The organism is Allosaccharopolyspora coralli (assembly GCF_009664835.1).
Lineage (GTDB): Bacteria > Actinomycetota > Actinomycetes > Mycobacteriales > Pseudonocardiaceae > Allosaccharopolyspora > Allosaccharopolyspora coralli.
Genome location: NZ_CP045929.1, coordinates 709,792 through 732,766, shown reverse-complemented (window position 1 = coordinate 732,766; position 22,975 = coordinate 709,792). Strand labels below are relative to the sequence as shown.

Here is a 22,975-nt window from a genome sequence, read left to right as displayed (position 1 = left end):
CCGGTCGCGACCTGACGATCATCACACAGTCATCACACAGTCACGGCTGCCACACTGCCGCCTATGCGTCGCCTCGCCGCCCTGGTGCTGGTCACCCTGTTCCCGCTCGCAGCCTGTTCGAGCCCGTCGCCGACGGAAGCCGACGGCGCTCCGCCGCCACAGTCCGGCCTGCGGGTCGAGGTCGTGGCAGGCGGACTCGAACACGGGTGGGGGCTCGGGTTCCTGCCGAACGGCACGGCTCTCGTCACTCAGCGATCGGGCGCGCTGGCGCTGCTCACCGACAACACCGCCGGGGCGCAGGCTGCTCCGGTCGAGGCCGACCTGGGCGACGTGTACGCCCAGGGCGAGGGCGGCCTGATGGGGATCGCCGTGCACCCGGACTTCGCGCGGAACCGGACGTTCGTCACCTGCCAGGCGCATCAGGAGGACGGCTCACCCGTCGACGTCCGTCTGGTCAAGTGGCGCCTGGCCGACGACGGCAGCAGCGCCCAACGCGTCGGCGAACCGCTGCTCACCGGCATCCCCCTCAACTCCAGCGGGCGGCACTCCGGTTGCCGCCCCGCAGTCGCCGAGGACGGGTCGCTGCTGGTGAGCACCGGAGACTCCGCGAACCCCACGACTCCACAGGACCGGCAGAGCCTCGGCGGCAAGCTGCTGCGCATGAACATCGACACCGGCGAGCCGCCGCCCGACAACCCGTTCGCGGACTCACCGAACCCGAACGAACGGCTGATCTACTCCTACGGCCACCGCAACGCGCAAGGCGTGGCCGTGCGCCCCGGCGGAACGGTGTTCCTTTCCGAGCACGGGCCCGACATCGACGACGAGATCAACCGCGTCGAGCCCGGCGGCAACTACGGCTGGGACCCGTCGCGCGGCGGTACCAGCGACGACTACGACGAGTCGGTGCCGATGACCGACCTGCAGCGGTTCCCGGACGCGGTCGAGGCGAAGTGGTCATCCGGTGAGGCCACCGAGGCGATCGCGGGTGCCTCGTTCCTCACCGGCGATCAGTGGGGTGCGCTCGACGGGATGCTCGCGGTGGTCGCGCTGAAAGGCAGCAAATTGATGCTCTTCCGGCTGGACGATGCCGGCGAGGTGCGGGAACTCGCGATACCGCCGGAACTCGACGACACGCACGGGCGGCTACGCGGGGCTCAGCAGGGCCCGGACGGCGCGCTGTACGTGACCACCTCCAACGGCAGCGACGACAAGGTCCTCCGCGTCACTCCCCGAAGCTGAGACCGCATGGTGGAACTTGGGGAGGTGGTCCGGTACCTCCGCCGGAGCCGCTCGCCGTACCGCGGCTGGTCACGTACGAGGAGTGCCTTACGGGCACACACGCCAGTTCTCCAATGCACTCTGAGGACGTCCTCCTTCCGGCTGCGGCGTGGCGCTCGACCGGAGCCGGGGTTTCGCGCAGGATAGGCGGTGAACGGTCCGTACTCGGGCGAGCGCACACAGTCGGGCTTGCGCTCGGGCGGTGTCCTGAGCAGGGTGTCCTTCCCGGCCGGACACACCGGGGAGGCCACCGGGCGCCGCGGCCCGGACGTCGAGTGGACGGGGGTCGACATGGGTACACACTCGGCCGGACATCGGGACCTCGTGCCCCTGGAGCCGGGGTTCGACAAGACGTGGCTGGGCTGGCGCCCGGACCAGGTGACCGAGTACTTGGATCGGGTGGAAGCGGACGTGCAGACGCTCGTCGCCGACCGCGACGCCGCGCTCGCCCACGTCGACGAACTGGTGCAACGGCTCGACGAGTCCCGCAACGAAGCGGCGCGGCTGCGTGCCGAACTGGACAAGGTCAGCCGCGAACCCGTCGACGCCACGGCGCTGGACCCGTTGCTGCGGCGCAAGGTCGAACTCGCCGAGCACTCCGCCGAACACATCGTCGGCCGTGCCCGCATGGATGCCGAGGAGAAACAGCGCACCGCCGACCAACTGCTGGCGACGTACCGGAACCTGCTCGCCGACGCCCAGCGCCAGCGGTCGGAGACCGAGACCACCGGGCGCGAGCTGGTGCACCGCGCCCGGAGTGAGGCCGAAGCTCTCACCGCCGAAGCCGACGAGCAACGCCGCACCGCCGACATCCAGGCTCAGGACGAGCGACACCGGGCGGACGAGCAGGCCGAACAACGGCGAGCACGAATCGAGGAGGAGTTCTCGGCCTGGCTGCAACACCGCCGGATCGACGACGACGAGCGGCACGCCCGGCGCCTCGCCGATAGCAAGCACGAGGCGGGCCAGGTGCTGCACGACGCGGTGGCCGAGGCGGATCGCGTCGTGGGACACGCCAACGACCAGGCCGACGCGGTGCGCCACACGCGGTCGCAGATCGCCGAACGGCTCCGCGAGGTCCACGCCCTGCTCGCCGACGGGGACCAGTCGTGGCGCCTGACGGACGCCGACCCGGCGCCCGACTCCACGCACGAACCGGACTCTCCGCAGGTCACCGCGTCCGGCTCGTTGCGATGGCCCGAGCGGGTCCCGGTCGACCTCACCCCGCCCGCCGAACGGGAGGACGCACCCGAGCACTCGTGAACCTCATCGGTCGCAGAGGGAGGCTGCGGTCACGTGCGGAACCACCCCTCACGAGGAGGCAGGGCGCACGACTGGCAGGCACCGCCGCTGGCGGCGTGGTCCTGTGTTCGAGTGCGCCTGCCGGGTGCTGATCACTGTGTGCCGGCTGTGCTCAGTTCTCGGCGTCGGGGTTGTGGTGGGGGTTGTGTCGACGTCGTTCGGGGCGGCGCAGCGTGGCGAGGAGTGCGGCGGCCCCGAGACTGGTGGTGATCCATTTCGGTAGGGAGCCGAGCCTTGTGGCCGGGGTGGTGGTTGAGCGCAGCGGCATTTGTTGGATGAGCAGGTCGGCGGTGTACTGCCGGCTTTGCTCGGCAACAGTGCCGTCGGGACGGATGATCGCACTGACCCCGCTGGTGGAGGCGACAACGACCGAGCGACTGTGCTCGACAGCACGCAGCCGAGCCATGGCCAGCTGCTGATAGGTCATCTCGCTGCGCCCGAACCACGCGTTGTTCGTGGGCACGGCCAGCAGTTCGGCACCGCCGCGCACGCCTTCGGTCAGCACCGAGTCGTAGGCGACCTCGTAGCAGATCGCGAAGCCCACTCGCGTCGTGCCCATGTCGAAGAGGCCCGGGCTCGTCCCCGGGGTCATGTCTCGCGAGAACTGTTTGACGAATGGGGTGACGGCCGAGGCGAGCTCGCGTAGAGGGATGGTCTCGGAGAACGGGACGAGGTGCTGCTTGACGTACTCGTCGGTGGCGCCCAGAGCCGGGTCCCAGCGGATCACGCGGTTGCTGATGGCGCCGTTGGCCTCACGGGTGATACCGCCGACCGCTATGGGCCCGCCGAGTTGGTCGGCGATCCGATCCAGCGCGGGGTCGCTGCGTGAGGGGCCCCAGACGTTCGAGGATTCGGGAAAGATGACGAGGTCCGGTCGGGGGAGCCGCCCGGAGCGCACCCCTTGGACCAGCTTGGTGGCCTGCTGGATGTGGTTGGCGCGGAGCAGCTCGTTCTTGCCCATCAGGCCGATGCCGATGTTGGGAGCGCCGCCCTGGACGATGGCGACGGTGGCTGTTCCCGCACTGGGTGCGGTATCGAGGGTGGGGGGGGGGGAGGGTGGACATGCTCGCCAGCCCGGCGGTGATCGGCAACGCGGTGAGGGTGGCTGCCGATACCGCCGGCCACGGCCTCTCCCGGATCCCGTCCCGCAGGTGTCGCGTCAGCGCGGCCAGTCCGCACCCGGACAGCATCACCCCGAAGGTCACCAGCGCGGCCCCGCCGAAAGAAGCCAGCGGCCCGAACGCGCCTTCCGGTTGGGTGAAGGCCAGCCGTCCCCAGGGGAATCCGCCGTAGGGGGCGTGCGAGCGCAGGGTTTCAGTCGCGACCAGGACCGCGGCCATCCAGATCGCAGCGCCGGGCAGGCGGCTGACACGGGCCATGCCCGCGCCGGCGAGACCGAAGAACACTGCTTCGATGGTGACCACGCCGAACCACGGCCACACCCCGAATTCCTCGCCGACGGTGTCGTAGAGCCAGCTCAGCAGGGGCAGCAGGTAGGCGAGGCCGAACAGGAAGCCATACCCGAAGCCACCTCGGGCACGCCGGTGGTGCAGCGCGAGCGCGAACAGGGCCACACCCAGCGGTGCCAGCCACCACAGGTGGTGTGGAGGAGCACTGGCGTAGACGGTCAGGCCACCGGCGATCGCACCCAGCGCCCTCAGACCGGTGGCGGCACATGATGGGCGCAACCGCCGGGTGTGTTTGTCTGCCCGAGAAGGCTCTGGAAGGGGGTGCGGAGCGCTGCGCGGATCACGACGCACCGGATTCACTCCTGTCTGGCGATGGGGACGTGGTGCGCAGCGAGGCAAGGACCAGCAACGCCCCACCACCGGTGATGAATACATCGGCGAGGTTGAAGGTGGGAAACCAGCCGGTGTGCAGGTAGTCGGTGACCGCGCCGTCGACGCCGCGGTCGATGAGGTTGGCGACGGCTCCGGCCGGCACCGCGGCCAGACCGAGCCGCATGATCAGGCTCCCGGTGCGGGCCGCCCGCCAGGCGTAGACCGCGAGGGCTGCGGTGATCAGTGCAGTGGCGGTGAACACGATCCAGGCGGGCAGGGTCGCGCCGAGGCTGAAGGCCACGCCGGGGTTGTAGGCCAGCCGCAGCTGCAGCAGTCCGATATCGATCGAGTGGCCGTCGGTCAACGCTTGGGCGGCCCACGTTTTGATCCCCAGGTCCCCGCCAGCCAGCAGCACGGCCCCGGTGGCCAGGGTGGCCCGGCGCCGGGCCACCCTCACCACCGGGGTTTCGGTGCGGGTCACGCCGAGGCTCCCACTGTCGTAGTAGGCCGCACTGCCGCGGGCTTCCCGCCGGGCAGCGGCTTGGCGCGGCCGGCCCGGACGCCGTTGGCGATGACCACGACCTCGGCCACCTCGTGCACCAGCACCACCGCCGCCAGCCCGAGGATGCCGAACAGGGCCAGGGGCATCAGCACCGTGATGATCGCCAGGGACAGTCCGACGTTTTGCAGCATGATCCGCCGGGCGCGTCGGGCGTGGTCGAGGGTGTGCGGCAGGTGCCGCAGGTCCTCGCCCATGAGCGCGACATCAGCGGTTTCGATGGCCACGTCGGTGCCCATCGCGCCCATGGCGATGCCCAGGTCGGCGGTGGCCAGGGCCGGGGCGTCGTTGACACCGTCACCGACCATCGCCATCGATCGCTGGTGGCCCAGCTCGCCGACGATGCGGGCCTTGTCCTCCGGCCGCAGTTCGGCATGCACCGAGTCGATGCCCGCCTCGGCGGCCAGTGCGGCGGCGGTGGCCTGGTTGTCGCCGGTGAGCATGGCGACGTGATAGCCACCCGAGTGCAGCCGGGTGATCACCTCGCGCGCTTCGGGGCGGAGTTCGTCGCGCACGGCGATGGCGCCGATCACCTGTCCGTCGTCCTCGACGAGCACCGCGGTGGCCCCGCTGTGCTGCATCCGCTCGACGTCGCCAGCCAACGGGCTGGAGTCCAGCCAGCCCGGGCGCCCGAGCCGCGCGGTGCGTCCGTCGACCTGCCCGGTCAGCCCGGCGCCGGTGACGGCCTCGACGTCGGTCGCCGAGGCGATGTCGCCGTCGACGGCGGCGAGGATCGCTCGTGCGAGGGGGTGTTCGCTGCGGGCTTCCAGCGCCGCGGCCAGTCCCAGCACCCGCTCCCGCGAAATCCCGTCGGTGGTGGCGACGTCGACCACGCTCGGCTGGTTGCGGGTCAGCGTGCCGGTCTTGTCCAGCGCCACCCCCCGCACACGTCCCAGTCCTTCCAGCGCGGCACCGCCCTTGACCAGCACGCCAATCTTGCTGGCCGCGCCGATGGCAGCGACCACCGTCACGGGGATGGAGATCGCCAGCGCGCAGGGCGAGGCGGCCACGAGCACCACCAGGGCGCGTTCGATCCACGTCGCCGGGTCGCCGAGCAGGCTGCCGATGCCGGCGATGAGGGCGCCGGCGATCATGACGCCGGGCACCAGGGGTTTGGCGATGCGGTCGGCCAGGCGCTGGCTGGCGCCCTTGCGGGACTGCTCGGCCTCCACGATCCGCACGATCCGCGCCAGAGAGTTGTCCTCGGCAGTCGTGGTGACCTCGATTTCGAGCACCCCGGTGCCGTTGATCGACCCAGCGAACACCTCGCTGCCGGGACCGGCCTCGACGGGCACGGACTCGCCGGTGATCGCGGAGGTGTCCAGCGCGGTGCGGCCGGTGCGGATGACGCCGTCGGTGGCGATGCGTTCGCCGGGCTTGACCACCATCCGGTCTCCGACGCGGAGCTCGGACGGGGCCACCACGACCTCGCTGCCGTCGCGCAGCACGGTGGCCTCATCGGGCACCAGCGACAACAACGCGCGCAGGCCCCGGCGGGTCCGCGCGAGGGAGTATTCCTCCAGGCCCTCGCTGATGGAGTACAGGAAGGCCAGCATCGCGGCCTCGCCGACCTCACCCAGGATGACCGCGCCGATGGCCGCGATCGTCATCAGCGTGCCGACACCGATCTTGCCCTTGGCCAGCCGCTTCAGTGTGGAGGGCACGAACGTGTAGGCACCGGCGACCAGAGCCAAGGACTTGAGGATCAGCGCCAGCATCGGCGCCGCGCCTGCCCACTCCGTCGCGTATCCGGCGATCAGCAGCACCCCGGCGACGGCCGCGGCGCGCAGTTCGGTGACTTGCCAGAGCCGTTCCGGCTCGTGTTCTTCGGCTTCCTCGCCGGTGCGGGGCTCGTCGCTGCCGCAGCCGCAAGCATCGCTCATCGCACGATCTCCTCGTTCTGGGGCTCGCCGGTGGTGTCGGTGCCGTAGTTCGGGCACAACGAAACCGCGTTGCCGGTCGCGGCCAGCAGCGTCTCGGCAGAGGCCAGTAGGTCCAGCAACTCCGGGCGGGTCAGGCTGTAGAACACCTGCCGCCCTTGCGGGCGGCCCACGACCAGCCCGCAGTCACGCAGGCACGCCACGTGGGCTGACACCGTCGACTGCGCCAGTCCCAGTTCGGCGACCAAGTCCGCGACGCGGGCCTCACCGGAGGCCAGACGCTGCACGATCGCCACCCGCGCGGCATCGGACAGGCTGTGGAACAACGCCACCGCCGGATCCAGGTTCGCGCCCGGCGGGTTCGACGCCAGGCACCTCTCCGTGCTATTCATCGTCATATCCCGATGATAGCAGTTCCGTGCGATGCAATCGAGGTGTTGCGATGTTGATGAACCGGGTCGAGACCGCGCTGATCAACTCCCCGCCGCGGCGGTGGCTGCAGCGCTACTAGGGGTAGCCGTAGTACTCGCCGAAAATCGGGCGGATATGAGGTCTGGGCTGCTGATCGGGCATGGCTTCACTCCGCCTGGGACGACTGGCCGCGCTGGAGTGTGCGGTAGACGGTCGGCCGGGAGACGGAGAACAGCTCGGTGAGGTCGGTGATCGTGTAGTCGCCACTGTCATGCATGCGCCTCAGTTCGGTCTGCTGCTTCGGCGAGAGCTTGGGTTGCTTGCCGCGCAGCTTTCCCTTCGCCTTCGCCACGGCCATGCCTTCGCGGGTGCGCATGCGTAGGAGGTCGACTTCGAATTCGGCGAAGGTGGCCAGGATGTTGAAGAACATCTTGCCCATGGGGTCGGCCGGGTCGTAGACCTGTCCGCCCAACGACAGCGCGACGCCGCGCTCGGCGAGGTCGTCGCCGATGGCGCGGGCGTCCGGCACCGACCGGGCCAGCCGATCGAGCTTGGGCACCACGAGGGTGTCGCCAGTTCGGACGGCGGCCAGGGCCTGATCGAGCCCGGGCCGCGTTCTCTTGGTGCCGGTGAGTCCGTGGTCGAGATAGATCCGGTCGGCGTCCACGCCGAGTTCGGCCAGGCGCTGGCGTTGGGCGGTGAGGTCTTGCTCGTCGGTGGAGCAGCGGGCGTAGCCAACCAGGGTGCCGGACATGATCGGCAGTGTAACGGTTAGCCACCCCTCAGTGAGAGTTTCACCGTACCAGGTATCTGAGACAACCCTGGTCAGCGGAACGCCAGCTCGTGGCTTCGTCTCGCGTCAGTATCGGCCGGGCGGTGCTGTCTCAGTGGGGGTTCCGCTTGCGTACGTAAGCACCGCATCCCGGCGGGAGCTTGCGGCTCTGGGCACTACAGCGAGGTTTGACACAATTGGGGGTAGGAAGCTGGTGCAGTGCGTTCAGCAGGGTGCGGACGAACCAGACGTAGCGAGAGTGAGGTCTGGTGATGGTGCACGGCCAGGAGGATCCGGCGGGCGCGCCGGATTTGGTGCAAGTGCTGTCGGCGGCGGCCCAGCAGATGACGGGTTCGCAGGAGGCGAGTGAGGCCGAGACGGTGGCGTGGATCGTGGCCGCGGCCGTGGGCACGGTGCCTGGCGCCGAGTACGCGGGGGTCTCGCTGCTGCAATCCGATGGGGAGATCATCTCGCAGGCGGTCAGCCACGACACCGTGTCGGCTATCGACCAGGCGCAGGCGAGCTATCGGGAGGGCCCGTGCGTGACGGCGTTGTGGGACGAGCACACCGTCGCCGTTGACGATATGGCCTCTGCGGCCGAGCGGTGGCCGTGGTTCGGTCCGGCCGCGGTCGAGGCCGGGGTGGGCAGCATGCTCTCGTTCCAGCTGTTCGCGCGGGAGAACTCGTTGGGCGCGTTGAACCTGTATGCCAGCAGCCCGCACGGCTTCAGCGACGATTCCCGGGTGCTGGGTGGGTTGTTCGCGACGCATGCATCCTCCGCGTTGGGGCAGGCCCAGCACACGGGTCAGCTGAATCAAGCCCTGGCCAGCCGGGATGTGATCGGGCAGGCCAAGGGCATACTCATGGAACGATTCGGTCTTGATGCCGAGCAGGCCTTTGCGATGTTGGTGCAGTCCTCGCAGCAGACAAACCTGAAACTGCTCGCCGTGGCACAGTGGTTGACCGGCAGTAATCCCGGACCCAATCCGGAGCATGACAGCCCCGCTCCCGGGGAACACACACAGTAGGTCGCCTGCGTTCCCGGGAGCGTGGACCGGCCGAGGTTGTGCCCGTTCAGACCCAGGTGCGGGCACAACCGCCCGCACCGAGCGCTCGAGGAGTGGAGCAGAGGATGAGTGAGCAGCGGCGCCAGGCGCTCGAGGCGCTGCTGGCCACCGACGCCGAGCAGCAGCCCGGGGCCTCGCGGATGAGTCTGCTCTGCGGGCGGTGTGTCTCCGAGCTGGGCGTTTCCGGGGCCGGGGCCACGGTGTTGACCCACCTCAGCGACGGCGACGGCGACGGGGATGGGCAGGCCACCCGCCGCGGGTTGGTCCACGCGAGCAACGACGTCAGCGCCGGATTGGAAGATCTGCAGCTGACCGTGGGTGAGGGCCCGTGTCTGGACACGTTCACCACCGGGGGACCGGTGCTCGTCGACGACCTGGCCCAGGCGCACCAGCGGTGGCCGGCCTTCGCCGAGCAGGCCCACACGTTGGGGGCTGCGGCGGTGTTCTCCTTCCCACTGCAGGTCGGGGTGATCCGGCTGGGATCGCTGGACTGCTACCGCGACGCCACGGGCCCGTTGGGTCAGGCGGCGATCACTGATGCGTTGATCCTGGCGGATCTGGCCACCCACACGATCATGACCGAACTGGACGGGCACGCCACCGACGACGTGAGCTGGCTGGCCGACCCGCACGCCGAGATCCACCAAGCCTCGGGCATGGTCCGGATCCAACTCGGGTCGAGCACCGAGGCGGCGCTGCTGCGGATGCGCGCCCACGCCTACACCCACGAACTCGCCCTGACCGACGTCGCCCGCCACATCGTGGCCCGCGAACTGCGGTTTTCCGCCGACACCGACCCGGACCCGCTGTCCTGAGCAGCGCGAGCACGAGCGAAAGGCCCCCGTGTGATGAGCACCGAAGAACAGCAGCACCTCGCCGACACCTTCGTGTCCCTGGCCGACACGCTCGTCGACGACTTCGACCTGCTGGACTTCCTCGGTCTCCTGGCCGAGAAGGCCAGCCAGCACCTCAACGTCGCCGCGGCCGGAGTGATCCTGTCCGACCAGCGCGGCGGCTGGCACCCCACCGCCACCTCACACGAGACACCCGAGCTCGTGGCGCTGTTCACCGCCCAAACCTATGCCGGGCCGTGCCAGGAATGCGTCCGCACCGGCAGCACGGTCGCCATCCCGAACCTGGCCGACCACGGCCAACGCTGGCCCGCCTTCGCCGAGCACGCCACCCAGGCCGGCTACCAGGCCGCCGCCGCGGTGCCGATGCGGTCCCACCGCAAGATCATCGGCAGCCTGACCCTACTCAACACCACCCCCGACGGGGTGGACGAGGCAAGCCTGCAACTGGGCCAATCCCTAGCTGACATGGCCACCATCGGACTGCTGCAACAACCCGCCCTCCACCGCGGCGACCTGCTGGCCGAACAACTCCAAGCCGTCCTGCACCACCGCGTCGTGCTCGAACAAGCCAAAGGCACCCTGGCCGAACACGGCCAACTCCCCCCACACACCGCCTACGTGCTGCTGCGCGACTACGCCCGCGGCCAGGGCCAACACCTGTCCGCACTCGCCCGCCACATCGCCACCACCACCAACATGGACGCACTCGAGGCGATCCTGGCCCAACCCCACACCCCGCACACCAGCCCCGACGCCTGAACCCACCCCGTCGACCGGCGTACCACTGCGGCGGATCCCCTTTCGGACGTTCGGCGAGGCTTCGTCTGCGGCCACGTGGTTCGGCTCAGCACAGATAGTGGACGATGCGTGGCGCTCGCCGTCGACTCGACACCGCGACCGGAGGCACCTTCATCGCTCGGAATCGGCTTCGCCACCCAACGCTGACCCGGCACAAGGCCCGTGTCACAGCAGGATCCTTCGTGAGACGACTGGCGGATCGAGGACGGCAAAGCTCCGCGAGTGAAGGGTCGCTGACCAAAGCGACGGCCGTGCACACGAGTTCGAGCAGCTCGGCTGTCCGAACTCCTCTGCACTCACGGGCGAAACCCCAGGTCGCTCGTGCAGTCGACTTCGGAAACTGACAGACGACGCAAGGTGTCTGCAAACGACCGTTTCCCGACACGCCGGAGCGCCAGTGAACCGAGTAGCGTGTAGTCGCTTGTAGTCGAGCGTATTCGACTGTAGTACCCTTGGAAGGTGGCTGGCGAGCGATCCGAGGCGGAGCTGTTCGACCCTGATCTGCTCGACGAACAGGATCCGTTCGAGATCGACTCGCAGGCCGCACACCTGTTCAAACACCCGCACCTGGGTGTCGACGACGTCGCCGAGGTGTGGGCGGCCGATCCGCTGTTCTACCCGGCCAAACCGCCGGCGCACTGGCTGATGGTCGCCGAGGTGGCCGGCCGGGTGCTCATGGTGCCGCTGGCACCGGCGCGCAGCGGCGATGTCCGTCGCTGCCGCCCGATTGGCTGTTACGAGGCCGCTCCGGGCCTCGCCGCGCAATACCGGAGGGACCGATGACCAACAACACCGCGATGACCCCCGAGCAGGAATACGACTTCTACGCAAGGGCCGAGAACCAGCAGCCGCAGGGCCCCGCCCGGCGGCGCCGCCAGCAGCTGTCGGACCCGGTGCCCGTGCGACTGCCCCTGGATGTGCTCGACCGGGCGCGCCGCGCCGCCGAGGACGACGACCGGTCCCTGTCGGCGTGGATCCGCCGCGCCGTCGAACACGAGCTACGCGACTCAGCCTGAGGATCGCGCGCAGCAGCGACGCGTTCTGTCCCGGGTGCTGTCACGGCTTCCCGTCATGATCGTTCGGGCCGGGTTGCGGCGCGGTGAGCGCGCTGGCGGCAGGTGTCTGAGCAGTGCCGGGCGTCGGCGCGCAGCCGACGGCCGCCGGGATAGATCGCCCAACCACAGCCCGGGCAGACGGTCCCGGCCGCACCGGGCGTGCCCGTGGTCAGCACCGCCGGAAATGCTTCCAGCATCCGCAGCAGCGCGTTCTCCCGCCGGCGGCGGGCCCGGTAGGCGCGGGCGTTGCCGCACACCCGCCGGCGCGGGGCCGGCCCCGCGCGGTAGTCGAGACCCGCATCCCGCGCAGCGACGTGTCGAGGTTCTGGGCACGGTCCCAGCATGCGCGGGGTCCCCGAGGGGTCTGGGGAAGAACCGGAACCGCCGCGCCGCGTTCGTGAACGCCCTATACTGGCGGTCTCGAAGCCGAGGACACAGGCGAAGGAAGTATGGTCGAGCACCCCACGGTCGACGTGCACACCGAACGCAGCGACAGAACCGGCAATGATTCCGCGTGGGTGCAGTATCGCTGGATGTGTAGCGAGTGCGGAGACACCGGTCTCGCCGATACCTCCTCGGCTGCCCGCGCTGCAGGGGAGCAGCACCTCGCCGAGCAACACGCGACAGCTTGACCAGCTGCGATGATCGCTACCGTTTAATTTCTCCCGGTTCTTCTAACCCCAACACCGGGCGCCACGTCTCCGGCGCCGACAGGCCCCAATATCGGGTCTGAGTAGCAGCGGAACAGGATCCTCCGTTAACGGGATTCGGGACTGGCGGTGCCGCTGGTGGAGGAATAACGCAGGGGGGTGTGGGGTTGCAGGGGGTGGCCGTCGTTGGTTTCTGGGCTCGTGTTTGTGCACGCTCGTTCAGACGTTTGATGCGGGCGCGCTGTGCTGTCTTTGGTTGTAGCTGGAGTAGTGGGTCGTCTGTGAAACACGCCGGCCCGGGTTGCCACACGGTGTGGCCACCCGTCATCCCAGCTCCCAGAGGAGGCAGAGCATGACACAGGGAACCGTGAAGTGGTTCAACGAGGAAAAGGGCTTCGGGTTCATCGCCCCGAACGAGGGTGGTCCGGACGTGTTCGTACACTACTCGGACATCGACGCCAGCGGCTTTCGCAGCCTGGCTGAGAACCAGCAGGTGACCTACGAGGTCACCCAGAGCCCCAAGGGCGCACAGGCCAGCAACGTCCAGGTCTGATCCCCCCCTTTCTTTCGGTGCTTCGACCGGCCCAGCGCCGGCGGGGACATCGCGAGGAAAACAACAGCCCCTCTCCACCGGAGAGGGGCTGTTTTGCGTCGACACACGCGCCCGATGGGGGGTCTGAGTAGTAGCGGAACCAGAAGTGGCGCTTGTTTGGCACTTCTGGTTCCCGCTAAGGCCTGTCAGTGCAGTTCAACGTGCTGGTCCATTGACACCGCGAGTCGGCATCACCGCGCTTGGTACGCGATTCCGCATCGGATGCGATCGTCCTATCGCAGATAAACACGCCGTGTCGACCTGGTCTCCCGATCCGTCCACACTGGTCAGTGAGGTTACGGGACGGGCTGTACCGCAGATAGTCCGTGGCTGTCCGTGATAGTCACGGACAAGCGCCACTTCTCGTTTGGATATTCCCCACGCGCCCCACACAACGAGTCCGTAAAACGGGGTTCCTCTGTGTTTGTCAACCGGTGAGGACTGGTTCGGTATGGTGAGCACTGGTGGGCCCGGGAAGTGACTGGTCCGAAGAGTCGGTGTTCGGGGTTGAGCCGACCGCGCTGGACGATAGAGACGCCCCCGAATGTCCTCCCGGGCCTGCCGCCAATCGTCGTTCGTCGGTGATCATGGTGCGCCAGACGTGGTCGGCGAGGCGGCGTTTCAGGCAGCGCATGGCTTCGCTGTGGGTCTTGCCCTGTGTGATCTTGCCGCGCCGGCCCGCGCGTACAGAGCCGCTCCGAGGTCCGTTGCCGGGGCGGAGGGAGGTGGAGAGGTTCACAGGAAGGTCCTTTCGGGAGGTCTGATGCCCTCGGTCGCACCCGTGGGCTTCACGTGTGCGGCCAGTGGTTGGGGGCGGTGGTCAGTCGGCGTCGGTGAGGGACACGTGTCCTCCGCCGTAGGCGGCGAGCTGGTGGTGGGCGCGGGCGATCGCATCGTGTTCGGTGCCGGCGATGCGCGCCGTGTGCTGGCCTTCGGCATCGGTGATCTGCCAAGCATCATCGGACAACGTCCGCGCGACGTGGCGGCAGTGCCGCATCAAGCCGACACCACCGCGGCGTTCTGCTGGAGTGCCGGGGTCGTGGCCGTGGTGGTCGCGAACTCAGCGCGGGGGTTGTGGGCCGGGAGCGCGCTCACTCCGGCCGCATGCAGCACGCGGAGCACGCGGGGCGCCGCGTTGACGATGCGAAGAGGGATGCGGCGATGGGCCGTGTAGGCGTGTGCGGCGACCAGGAGGTCGAGCCCGGCGGCATCGATGGTGGTGGCCAGGGCCAGGTCCACGAGCGTTGCCGGTGGTCCGGTCAGCACATGCGGCCAGAGCCGCTCCGCCAGCAGGGCGACTCCCTCGCCGGCGAGGTCACCATCCACTGTGAACACTGTGGGCAGGGTCGTGATCAGGCTGTAGTTAACCCGCATCGGGCTCCAATGCACGTCGAAGGATCCTGTGGACTGGCGCAACGCAGAGAGTTGCCGCTGCAGGCCGCAGACAGAAACAAGGGTTCCGGGAACCCGGCCCGTGGAAACGCGCTCGGCTCAACCGGAAGAGAGAGGAACTGGTGTTGCAGCAGGCTGCAGCCAGCCGCTTCGTTGCGCGCCCAGTGGCGGGCAGCGTCGTCACGGCGACGAGCGTGCTGCGGGACTAGATCGGTTCGGCCTGCCTCAACCGCACCGCAAAGTGGCGAGTACGGGAGCTATGCCGGGGTGAAACCGCCGTCCCCGGCCCGCACCACGCGGTGCGGCCCGGGAAGAAACTCAGCGGAGTCTCAGACCGCGCGCACGGTGTCGGCCTGCAGGCCCTTGGGGCCCTGGCTGACGTCGTAGGCCACCTGCTGGTCCTCCTCGAGGGTGCGGAAGCCGGAGGCGTCAATGGCCGAGTAGTGCACGAACACGTCCGGGCCGCCCTCGTTCGGGGCGATGAAGCCGAAGCCCTTTTCCGAGTTGAACCACTTCACGGTTCCGTTGGTCATGTCTGTCTCCTTCGGGAGCTGGGGAATGACGGGCAACCACACCGTGCGGAAGCCCGGGCCGAGTCTTCAGACGGCGACTCCACTCCAGCTGCAACCAAAGAAAGAAGCTCGCCCGCATCAACATCCTGCGAGCATGCGCAAAACACGAACCCAGAAATACAACGACCACCATGCACTCTACACCGTGCGGCAGAGCAAGATATGTCAAAAATGTAAGTTTTGCCGTCACCGCAGCTCAGAACCTTGGATCGGCCGGATGGGCAGGGTCAGTCGGTTGGCGGTGATGTCGCCGTCGGCGTTGCGGGGTGTGCGGGGACGGTATGTGCCCCGGGTGCGGGGCCGACCGGTGTCCCGGTCGGTGCGGGGATCGGTGAGCTGATAGCGCTGCCGCGCCCGCTTACCGGCGGCCTGCCCGCTCATGCCCAACGCGGCCCCGATCTCGGCCCAGTCCAGCCCCGCCTGCCGCGCGGCCACCAACGCATCCGCCTCGAACAGGTCCAGCCCCTCGCGGACCTGACGCACCACCGCCAACCGCTCCGCCGCCACACCCTGCTCCGGGGCGGCACCCTCGACCTCGCCCAACAGCCGACGCAACCGCTCCCGCGTGACGGGGGTGTTGGTAAGGAAGCTGTCACCAGCCGCAAACGAGCGATGGGATAGACGCGGGAGCTATGACGCGCTCGGCTCTGCTGGTGCTGTCTTGTCTTCGGAGCCCAGGGCTCGGTAGAGGGTGGAGCGGCCGATGCCGAGGTGGTTCGCGATGGTGGTGACCGATTCTCCGCGGGCGCGGCGGGCGCGAGCGACGGCGAGGGTGTCTGCGTCGATGGCGGCTGGTTGCCGTGGTTGGGGTTTGTGCCCGCGGTGCCGCGGTCGCCCCTGTCCTGCCGGTCGAAGCATCGACCGCGTCTCGCCGCAGCCCGGTTTGACGGTGTGCTCGTTGCGGGTACCCACATACCAGTGGTTGAGCAGTCAGCCCCGCACCGGAAAGCCCGCGGCCGACTCCGTGCCCAACGATGCATGTCGCAGCTTCCCCGAATCCCTGCTCCGGGTACGCCTGACGAGGGGCAATGCTGGCACAGCCGGGCCTGCAGCTGCAGCTGAACGCCTCGTTCCTGCTTCGCGCGCCGGCTGAGCCGCATTCGGCACTGCGCTACCCGACGCAACTGGCAGGAAAGGTCGCACACCCCGCAGGCACGCCCAAGACTCCGAGGAACCTCCCCTCGTTGGTTGGCGCGGTCCGTATCGGGCACCCGTGAGCACACATCTGCCACCCGCTCGCAGAGGCGTGCAGGACGCCGCGGCAGCAGAGGGTGGGCCGGCCAACCGGAGGGCTCCGACAGTACGTACCGACGTGTGAAGTGAGAGGCGATGACGACCTCACCCGTGGACCAGGCCGATACTTCGCGAACATCCCGATTCGGCACCGCCCGCCCCCCGATCAGCGGGAAACGGCAGTCCCGGGCCGCGATCGCTGTGATCGCGGTCTTTACGGTGGCACCACTACTGGCCCTCATTGCTGCCGTGCCCGTCGCCTGGGGCTGGGGCCTGGGCTGGGTGGATCTCGCCCTGGCCCTGTCCCTGTACTGCCTCACCGGCCTGGGAGTGACGGTGGGCTTTCACCGCCACTTCACCCACGGGGCGTTCAAAGCCAACAGCCCGCTGCGAGCGTTCCTGGCCGTGGCGGGCAGTTTCGCCGTGCAGGGCCCGATCATCCAATGGGTCGCCGACCACCGCCGGCACCACGCCTACGCAGACAAGGAAGGCGACCCGCATTCACCGTGGCTGTACGGCACCACTCCGCTCGCGGTCGCCCGCGGATTCTGGCACGCCCACATGGGCTGGCTGTTCGACCGGAATCAGACCAATACCGAGCGGTTCGCGCCCGATCTGCTCAAGGACCGCACACTGACCCGGATCAACGGCCTGTTCCCGGTGTGGACGGCGGCGACGCTGCTGCTGCCCGCCGTGCTCGGCGGAGTGCTCAGCTGGTCCTGGTGGGGCATGCTGACCGGGCTGTTCTGGGCCGGGCTCGTCCGGGTCGGACTGCTGCACCACGTCACCTGGGCGGTGAACTCCATCTGTCACATGATCGGCGAACGGCCGTTCAAAAGCCGGGACAAAGCCGCGAACTTCTGGCCACTGGCCCTGGTGTCCTTCGGCGAATCCTGGCACAACTCGCACCACGCCGACCCCACCTGCGCCCGTCACGGGGTCGGACGCGGGCAACTCGACATCTCCGCCCGAACGATCTGGGTGTTCGAAAAGCTCGGGTGGGTACACAAGGTCCGCTGGCCCACACCACAACGCCTCGCCAAACGGACCCTACAAAACGCATGAAGTGAAGTGTTCCCACTTGTGGACCGTTCCCGCTTTGGCGGACAGCCGAGAGTAGTGATCGAGTCTCCGCCGCAGCGGGAACGGGCCATCGCCGCAGCTGGCTGACGTCACGATTCGCGCAGCGGCCAGTAGCCGCTGGCATCATCAAGCACATACCACTCAACCCCGCTCCTGACCTGGCGAAACAGAGCTAACCGTTGGTTTTTCGGCATGTGCTACCGATACCCCTTCGGTGCCGGTCGAACCAGTAAACCTTCGGTGAGCAGCTGGTCAGTGGCTGGCGAGGTACTGCTCCAGCGCGTCGCGGACGACCTCCGACTCGCGGCGTCCCTGCTGGTGGGCGATCTTTTCGATCTCGACCTTGATTGAGTTCGACACCCGGACGTCGACTCGCGGGGAGCGGGTGCCCGGCGCGGTCAGCGACGGTCGGCCGCGGCCGGGGAACTGGGCGCGGGTCTCGTCGACGACCAGCTCGTCGCTTTCGAGTTCGGCGACCGCCTCGGCGACGTAGTCCTCGGTGATGCGGTTGCCGGCGGTGTCGTAGAGCTCCTCGGCGTTGAGGTCCACCGGCTCGTCCGTCGGCTTGGTCGCCTTCCCCTGTCGGTAGGTGCCGCCGGCGGAGGTCTTCTTGCGCGCCACCTGCTGCGCCGGTGGCGTGTGGCGCTTGCGTTTGGTGGTCATTGCTGGCCCCCGTCCTCGGTCTGCTGTTTGCCGCGTTCGTAGAGGCCCCGGTACTTCTTCCGCAGGTCCATCACGTGGATTACCAGGACGCCGGTGCCGTCGGCGAGCTCGACGTCGCCCACTTCCAAGGCGCGGCCGGTGTGGTCGTCACCCAGGTGCATGAGCATGTCCGGGAGTCCGCCAGGGCGCGGCTCCGGCACCACTACGTACGGCTGTGCGAGCACCGCCCGGGCCCGTCCCGCCGCGACCTTGTGCTTGCGTGCCGATTTAGCGAACCGGACCTGACCCACTCCCGAATACTGTCCTACACAAATGAGGGAGTCAACACCTGCCGGCGCCGGAAATGTCCTGGTAAGCCTCGCGTCGGCCACGACGGGTTATGTGCGGACGGCTCGGCGAAACAGCACATCGGCGCGCGTTTTCTCGCAGGTCTGATAGACATAGCAGGTCTGCGAGATCTCGCAGACCTGCGAGGACTGCGAGGTGTGCGAGACGTGCGAATCACGAGCGTGCTCAATCAGAAGGGCGGCGTCGGTAAGACCGGCCTGGCCGCCGGCATTGGCGGTGCATTGGCCGACCGGGGCCGCCGGGTCCTGCTGGTCGATCTCGACCCGCAGGGGCATCTGACCACCGAGGCACTCGGGTTGTCCGAGGCGTCGCCGGACGGGCCAACGCTGCCGGACGCGTTGACCGGGGTCTATCGGGGGCCAGCCAAGGAACTCATCGCGCGGCACTCGAGTTCGCAGGCCGGCGGGGTGCTCGACGTGCTGCCGCACGCGTTGGCGATGTTCGTCGCCGGCCGGGAGCTGGACAAGCTACCCGCCCGCGAGTGGCGACTGGCCCGACTGTTGGAGGAACTAGCCGACGACTACGACGCGTGCGTGCTCGACTGCCCGCCCGCGCTGGACATCCTCACCGACAACGCGCTCGCCGCCGCGCACGGCGTGGTGATCCCGGTGCAGCCCGAACGGACCTCGATGCGGGCGCTGGGCCTACTGCTCGATCAGATCGAGGCCCTAGAAGCCGCGCTGCGGCGGCCGCGGCTACACCTGCACGGCCTGGTGCCCAGCGTGTATCGCCGCCCGCTGGGCAAGCTCGCCTCCTCGGTCATGGGCGAGTTCGGCCAACTCGACCACCTGCCGCTGCTGGCGCACCTGCCGCTGTCGGTGACCGTCACCGAGGCCTGGGACGCCGGGCGCACCGTCACCGACTACGCCCCCGACTCCGAACACGCCCAGGCGTACCGCACCGTGGCCGACGCGATCGAAGGGACTCCGGCATGAGCAAGAAGGACTTCGGGTCCTCCCGAGGCGCCGGCGCGGTCGGAAACCGGCTGGCCGGCCGCTACGCCGAGTCCCGACCCGACGAGACGTCGACGAGCGCCCCGCCGGCGGCCGAGCCGCCCCGAGAGAAACCGCGGATGGTGACGCGGTCCTGGTACCTGCCCGCCGAGACCGCTGCACACCTCACCGCCACCGCCGACCAGCTGTGGCGAGAGCTGCCCGGCACCAGCAAACACGAAGTACTCGCCGCGCTCCTGGAAGCCGGCATCGCCCACAGCGACGACGTCAGACACCGACTCTCGCAGACCTCGCAGAGCTAGCAGATCTGCGAGACTTGCGAGGTCACACGCTGCGCAAACACGTATTACGCGCCGTTCTCGCAGCTCTGCGAGATCTCGCAGACCTAGCAGTAATGCGAGATATGCGAGAGACCTCAGCGCAGCCGTGGCCCGTATTGCGGCTGATCGCCACTTGGGGCGTGGCGACCCTCATAGAGGGTTGGCTTCGGCGGCCCGCCCGGCTTCCACACACGCGAGGCAGGTGTAGGTGCGATGGCCGGGCCGCCATGGGTCGCGCCCGGGCAGCCGCACGGTTGCCACCCGGCGAGCACCCGACCGCCGTGCAGGACATGACCGGCCGCGCACATACCTGGCGATCTGTCGAACACGAGTACGATTATTGCGCGGACCGGGCGCGGGAGGGGAGTCCCGCCGATCCGGTCACGCGGGCCGGTCGAGCCACCCTTCGGGTTCGACCCGGCCCGCTACCAGCAGCTCGCGCCGATGCGACATTCCCGCCGGAGGCGCCGGCGCGGTCGGAGACCGCATCGCCCCAGCGACAGCGTCCGACACCGCCTCTCGCAGATCTCGCATGTCTCGCAGTTCTGCGAGACATGCGAGACGTCAGTGGGCCGTCGAGTCGCTGAGCACCGTCATCGCTGGCATTCCGCTGGCGGGGTCCAGGACGAGCACGGTGGTGCCGTAGTTGCGGGCGGCCACGCACAGCTCAGCCAGCGAGGCCGCGACTTGGCTCGCGTCACTGAGGTCGAGTTCCAGGCGCCAGTTCCGGCTCAGGCGCTCGAACCGGGCTCCGGAGGCCCTGGACTCCCGAAGCTGGCCCGAGGGGCAAAGTAGGGCCAGCGCTCGTGCCGATCACGGGGCGGTAGCGTTCCTGAATGCAGCGCGAGTGGCGGCGGGATGAGCTGGTGGGGTCGTGGACGCTGGTCGGCGCGGACTGGCGGCTGGTGGGTAACAAGTCCGGCTCCACCCGACTGGGTTTTGCCCTGCTGCTGAAGTTCTTCGAGATCGAGGCGCGGTTTCCGCGCTACGCCGAGGAGATTCCTCCGCAGGCGGTCGACTACGTGGCTGAACAGGTCGGCGTGCCTGTCGAGGAGTTCGGGCACTACTCGTGGCGGTCACGCTCGATCAAGGGACACCGAGCGCAGATCCGGGCGGCGTTCGGCTTTCGCGAGTTCTCCCGGGGTGATGAGGACAAGCTTGCCGACTGGCTGGCCGAGGAGGTTTGCCCGGTCGAGCTGACCGAGGAGGGGTTGCGGCAAGCGGTGCTGGTGCGCTGCCGCGCCGAGGGGCTGGAGCCTCCCGGGCGGTTGGACCGCATCGTCGGTTCGGCCCGTTCGACGTTCGAGCAGCGGTTTTGCCAGCGCACCGTGGAACGGCTGTCCGCGGAGTGTGTAGCCGCGCTGGAGGAGCTGGTTGCCGACGAGCACAGCTCGCGGGGGTTGCTCGCGGGGTTGAAGGCTGACCCCGGTCAGATCGGGCTGGAAACGCTACTGCGCGAGATCGACAAGCTCTCGGCGGTGCGCCAGCTTGGGTTGCCGGAGGGATTGTTCGTCGATGCCTCGGAGAAGCTGGTGGATGCCTGGCGGGCGCGGGCGATGCGCTCGTATCCCTCCGACCTGCGGGAATCACCTCTTGAGGTGCGGCTGACCCTGCTGGCGGCGCTGTGCTGGACACGCCAAAGCGAGATCACCGATGCGTTGGTGGATCTGCTGATCGCCCTGGTGCACAAGATCAACGCGAAGGCGGATCGGAAGGTCGAGCGCGAACTCACCGACGATCTGCGCCGGGTACGGGGCAAGGAAGGCATCCTGTTTCGGCTGGCCGATGCTGCTCTTGAGCATCCGGACGAGCACGTGCGTACCGCGCTGTACCCGGTGGTGGGTGAGGCGACGCTGCAGGAGCTGGTCAAGGAAGCCAAGGCCAACCAGCAGGCGTTTCAGGCCCGTGTGCGCACAGTGCTGCGCAGCTCGTACTCGAACTACTACCGCCGGATGCTGCCGTCGCTGCTGGCCGCGTTGGGCTTTCGCTGCAACAACACCACCTACCGGCCGATCATGCAGGCCCTGGAGTTGCTTCAGCGGTATCGCGACACCGACGGCAAGACCCGCTTCTACGCCGAGGAGAACGGCGTGCCCATCGACGGAGTGGTGCCCAAGGCCTGGCGGGACGCAGTCGTCGACGAACGGGGCCGCATCGAGCGCATCCCGTACGAGCTGTGTGTCCTGGTGTCCCTGCGTGATGCGCTGCGGCGCCGCGAGCTGTATGTCGCCGGCGGCAACCGGTGGCGCAATCCCGAAGACGACCTGCCGGCCGACTTCGAATCCACCCGCGACGTGCACTACGAGGCCCTGCGCAAGCCCCGCGAGGCCGAGGCGTTCGTCGCCGACCTCAAGCAGCGCATGACCACTGCTTTGAACCGATTCGACAGCGCCCTGGCCGGCGGCACCGCCGGCGGAGTCCGGATCACCCGGCGCCGCGGCGAGCCCTGGATCACCGTGCCCAAGCTTGACCCGCTGCCCGAACCCCGCACCCTGTCCGCGGTCAAGGACGAGGTGATTCGCCGCTGGGGCACCCTCGATCTGCTCGACGTGCTCAAGGACGCCGACTTCCTCACCGACTTCACCGGCGAGTTCTCCTCGGTGGCCTCCCGCGAAACGCTCGACCGGGACACGCTGCGGCGGCGGCTGCTGCTGTGCCTATTCGCCCTGGGCACCAACATCGGCATCCGCCAGCTCGTGGCCACCGGCGAGCACGAGGAAACCGAACGCGAGCTACGGCACGTACGCCGGCACTTCATCACCCGCGACAACCTCCGCGCGGCGGTGGCCAAGCTCGTCAACGCGACCTTCGACGCCCGCGATCCCCAGTGGTGGGGCCAGGGCACCGCCTGCGCGTCGGATTCGAAGAAGTTCGGCTCGTGGGAGTCGAACCTGATGACCGAGTGGCATCAGCGCTACGGCGGGCCCGGGGTGATGATCTACTGGCACGTTGAACGTCAGCACACCTGCATCTACTCCCAACTCAAGTCCTGCTCCTCCTCCGAGGTCGCGGCGATGATCGAAGGGCTGCTGCGGCACTGCACCGACGCCGAGATCGACGCCAACTACGTCGACACCCACGGCGCCAGCGTGGTCGGCTTCGCCTTCACCGAACTGCTCGGGTTCCGGCTACTGCCCCGGTTGAAAAACATCGGCTCCATCCGGCTGTACCGGCCTGACGACGGCGGATCCTGGGCCCACCTCGGCGCAGTGACCACCAGGCCGATCAAGTGGGACCTCATTGCCCAGCAGTACGACCAAATGGTCAAATACGCCACCGCCTTGCGGTTGGGCACCGCCGAGTCGGAGTCGATCCTGCGCCGGTTCACCCGCGGCGGACCCAAGCATCCCACCTACCAAGCCCTCGAAGAGCTGTGAGGGGCCGGCCTGTTTTCGGACGGCTTGTTAGT

At 68.5% G+C, this 22,975-nt stretch carries 25 protein-coding genes and 2 pseudogenes; 13 read left to right on the top strand and 14 right to left on the bottom strand.

Annotated elements, in window-relative coordinates:
• The first annotated feature begins 63 nt into the window (after nucleotides 1-63).
• Together GIY23_RS03500 and GIY23_RS03495 are read left to right on the top strand one after the other, a co-directional pair.
• The gene (locus GIY23_RS03500; protein WP_154075343.1) at nucleotides 64-1,242 is read left to right on the top strand and encodes a PQQ-dependent sugar dehydrogenase; all 1,179 of its coding nucleotides are present in this window, start codon (nucleotides 64-66) and stop codon (nucleotides 1,240-1,242) included.
• 189 nt (nucleotides 1,243-1,431) lie between these two features.
• On the top strand, nucleotides 1,432-2,544 hold the full coding sequence (locus GIY23_RS03495; protein WP_154075342.1) for a DivIVA domain-containing protein: 1,113 nt from the start codon (nucleotides 1,432-1,434) through the stop codon (nucleotides 2,542-2,544).
• Between the two features lie 151 nt (nucleotides 2,545-2,695).
• On the opposite strand, the gene lnt is transcribed toward GIY23_RS03495, so the two are convergent.
• From lnt to GIY23_RS03470, 6 genes and pseudogenes are all read right to left on the bottom strand, one after another.
• Nucleotides 2,696-3,547, bottom strand: a complete 852-nt coding sequence (gene lnt / locus GIY23_RS22915) for an apolipoprotein N-acyltransferase (protein WP_267313249.1) — start codon at nucleotides 3,545-3,547, stop codon at nucleotides 2,696-2,698.
• A gap of 271 nt (nucleotides 3,548-3,818) precedes the next feature.
• Nucleotides 3,819-4,427 (bottom strand): annotated as a pseudogene (locus GIY23_RS22910) (hypothetical protein); the annotation flags it as partial.
• Entirely contained in the window at nucleotides 4,333-4,845 is a 513-nt protein-coding gene (gene lspA / locus GIY23_RS03485; protein WP_228717522.1) for a signal peptidase II, read from the bottom strand. The pseudogene GIY23_RS22910 and the gene lspA, both read right to left, overlap by 95 nt.
• Nucleotides 4,842-6,806 (bottom strand): heavy metal translocating P-type ATPase, encoded by a 1,965-nt coding sequence (locus GIY23_RS03480; protein WP_154075341.1) that lies wholly within the window; start codon nucleotides 6,804-6,806, stop codon nucleotides 4,842-4,844. The genes lspA and GIY23_RS03480 overlap by 4 nt, the downstream gene beginning before the upstream one ends.
• Complete coding sequence (locus tag GIY23_RS03475; RefSeq protein ID WP_075850064.1) at nucleotides 6,803-7,201, bottom strand: ArsR/SmtB family transcription factor; 399 nt, start codon at nucleotides 7,199-7,201, stop codon at nucleotides 6,803-6,805. Before GIY23_RS03475 ends, GIY23_RS03480 begins: the two co-directional genes overlap by 4 nt.
• A gap of 179 nt (nucleotides 7,202-7,380) precedes the next feature.
• Nucleotides 7,381-7,968 carry a recombinase family protein gene (locus tag GIY23_RS03470; protein WP_075850063.1) on the bottom strand — a complete coding sequence of 196 codons (588 nt, stop codon included), beginning with the start codon at nucleotides 7,966-7,968 and terminating at the stop codon, nucleotides 7,381-7,383.
• A gap of 290 nt (nucleotides 7,969-8,258) precedes the next feature.
• Between GIY23_RS03470 and GIY23_RS03465 the strand changes: the two genes are divergently transcribed.
• The 5 genes from GIY23_RS03465 (at nucleotide 8,259) to GIY23_RS03445 (ending at nucleotide 11,721) form a co-directional block, all read left to right on the top strand.
• A complete protein-coding gene (locus GIY23_RS03465) occupies nucleotides 8,259-9,014 on the top strand; it encodes a GAF and ANTAR domain-containing protein (protein ID WP_154075340.1) in 756 nt (251 codons plus the stop codon).
• Between the two features lie 104 nt (nucleotides 9,015-9,118).
• Nucleotides 9,119-9,868, top strand: a complete 750-nt coding sequence (locus tag GIY23_RS03460) for a GAF and ANTAR domain-containing protein (RefSeq protein WP_154075339.1) — start codon at nucleotides 9,119-9,121, stop codon at nucleotides 9,866-9,868.
• 33 nt (nucleotides 9,869-9,901) lie between these two features.
• Nucleotides 9,902-10,666, top strand: coding sequence for a GAF and ANTAR domain-containing protein (locus tag GIY23_RS03455; protein WP_154075338.1), 765 nt, complete (start codon nucleotides 9,902-9,904; stop codon nucleotides 10,664-10,666).
• Between the two features lie 498 nt (nucleotides 10,667-11,164).
• Nucleotides 11,165-11,488 carry a hypothetical protein gene (locus tag GIY23_RS03450; RefSeq protein WP_154075337.1) on the top strand — a complete coding sequence of 108 codons (324 nt, stop codon included), beginning with the start codon at nucleotides 11,165-11,167 and terminating at the stop codon, nucleotides 11,486-11,488.
• On the top strand, nucleotides 11,485-11,721 hold the full coding sequence (locus GIY23_RS03445; RefSeq protein ID WP_154075336.1) for a YlcI/YnfO family protein: 237 nt from the start codon (nucleotides 11,485-11,487) through the stop codon (nucleotides 11,719-11,721). Before GIY23_RS03450 ends, GIY23_RS03445 begins: the two co-directional genes overlap by 4 nt.
• 53 nt (nucleotides 11,722-11,774) lie before the next feature.
• Here GIY23_RS03445 and GIY23_RS03440 read toward each other — a convergent pair whose 3' ends face one another.
• Nucleotides 11,775-12,104 carry a hypothetical protein gene (locus GIY23_RS03440; RefSeq protein ID WP_154075335.1) on the bottom strand — a complete coding sequence of 110 codons (330 nt, stop codon included), beginning with the start codon at nucleotides 12,102-12,104 and terminating at the stop codon, nucleotides 11,775-11,777.
• A gap of 658 nt (nucleotides 12,105-12,762) precedes the next feature.
• Between GIY23_RS03440 and GIY23_RS03435 the strand changes: the two genes are divergently transcribed.
• The gene (locus GIY23_RS03435; RefSeq protein WP_154075334.1) at nucleotides 12,763-12,963 is read left to right on the top strand and encodes a cold-shock protein; all 201 of its coding nucleotides are present in this window, start codon (nucleotides 12,763-12,765) and stop codon (nucleotides 12,961-12,963) included.
• An 859-nt stretch (nucleotides 12,964-13,822) separates the two neighbouring features.
• On the opposite strand, the gene GIY23_RS22585 is transcribed toward GIY23_RS03435, so the two are convergent.
• The 5 genes from GIY23_RS22585 to GIY23_RS23365 form a co-directional block, all read right to left on the bottom strand.
• The gene (locus GIY23_RS22585) at nucleotides 13,823-13,999 is read right to left on the bottom strand and encodes a hypothetical protein (RefSeq protein WP_187352008.1); all 177 of its coding nucleotides are present in this window, start codon (nucleotides 13,997-13,999) and stop codon (nucleotides 13,823-13,825) included.
• Nucleotides 13,999-14,376 (bottom strand): STAS domain-containing protein, encoded by a 378-nt coding sequence (locus GIY23_RS03430; protein ID WP_154075333.1) that lies wholly within the window; start codon nucleotides 14,374-14,376, stop codon nucleotides 13,999-14,001. Before GIY23_RS03430 ends, GIY23_RS22585 begins: the two co-directional genes overlap by 1 nt.
• Before the next feature lie 347 nt (nucleotides 14,377-14,723).
• Complete coding sequence (locus GIY23_RS03425; protein WP_154075332.1) at nucleotides 14,724-14,927, bottom strand: cold-shock protein; 204 nt, start codon at nucleotides 14,925-14,927, stop codon at nucleotides 14,724-14,726.
• A 225-nt stretch (nucleotides 14,928-15,152) separates the two neighbouring features.
• Nucleotides 15,153-15,509, bottom strand: coding sequence for a hypothetical protein (locus GIY23_RS03420; RefSeq protein WP_154075331.1), 357 nt, complete (start codon nucleotides 15,507-15,509; stop codon nucleotides 15,153-15,155).
• Between the two features lie 87 nt (nucleotides 15,510-15,596).
• A complete protein-coding gene (locus GIY23_RS23365; RefSeq protein WP_154078576.1) occupies nucleotides 15,597-15,824 on the bottom strand; it encodes a helix-turn-helix domain-containing protein in 228 nt (75 codons plus the stop codon).
• A gap of 170 nt (nucleotides 15,825-15,994) precedes the next feature.
• Between GIY23_RS23365 and GIY23_RS03410 the strand changes: the two genes are divergently transcribed.
• Nucleotides 15,995-16,183 (top strand): hypothetical protein, encoded by a 189-nt coding sequence (locus tag GIY23_RS03410; protein WP_154075330.1) that lies wholly within the window; start codon nucleotides 15,995-15,997, stop codon nucleotides 16,181-16,183.
• Between the two features lie 112 nt (nucleotides 16,184-16,295).
• Nucleotides 16,296-17,264 carry an acyl-CoA desaturase gene (locus tag GIY23_RS03405; RefSeq protein WP_154075329.1) on the top strand — a complete coding sequence of 323 codons (969 nt, stop codon included), beginning with the start codon at nucleotides 16,296-16,298 and terminating at the stop codon, nucleotides 17,262-17,264.
• A gap of 270 nt (nucleotides 17,265-17,534) precedes the next feature.
• Here GIY23_RS03405 and GIY23_RS03400 read toward each other — a convergent pair whose 3' ends face one another.
• Nucleotides 17,535-17,945, bottom strand: coding sequence for a ribbon-helix-helix domain-containing protein (locus GIY23_RS03400; protein ID WP_154075328.1), 411 nt, complete (start codon nucleotides 17,943-17,945; stop codon nucleotides 17,535-17,537).
• Nucleotides 17,942-18,169, bottom strand: coding sequence for a hypothetical protein (locus GIY23_RS22580; protein WP_187352007.1), 228 nt, complete (start codon nucleotides 18,167-18,169; stop codon nucleotides 17,942-17,944). Before GIY23_RS22580 ends, GIY23_RS03400 begins: the two co-directional genes overlap by 4 nt.
• Nucleotides 18,170-18,439: 270 nt before the next feature.
• Here GIY23_RS22580 and GIY23_RS22575 point away from each other — a divergent pair, with 270 nt between their 5' ends.
• The 3 genes and pseudogenes from GIY23_RS22575 to GIY23_RS03385 all read left to right on the top strand — a co-directional run.
• Nucleotides 18,440-19,228: a ParA family protein gene (locus GIY23_RS22575; RefSeq protein ID WP_187352006.1), complete on the top strand. Its 789-nt coding sequence runs from the start codon at nucleotides 18,440-18,442 to the stop codon at nucleotides 19,226-19,228.
• Nucleotides 19,225-19,548, top strand: a complete 324-nt coding sequence (locus tag GIY23_RS03390; protein WP_154075326.1) for a hypothetical protein — start codon at nucleotides 19,225-19,227, stop codon at nucleotides 19,546-19,548. The genes GIY23_RS22575 and GIY23_RS03390 overlap by 4 nt, the downstream gene beginning before the upstream one ends.
• Nucleotides 19,549-20,402: 854 nt before the next feature.
• Nucleotides 20,403-22,940: pseudogene (locus tag GIY23_RS03385) on the top strand (Tn3 family transposase); the annotation flags it as partial.
• Nucleotides 22,941-22,975 lie beyond the last annotated feature (35 nt).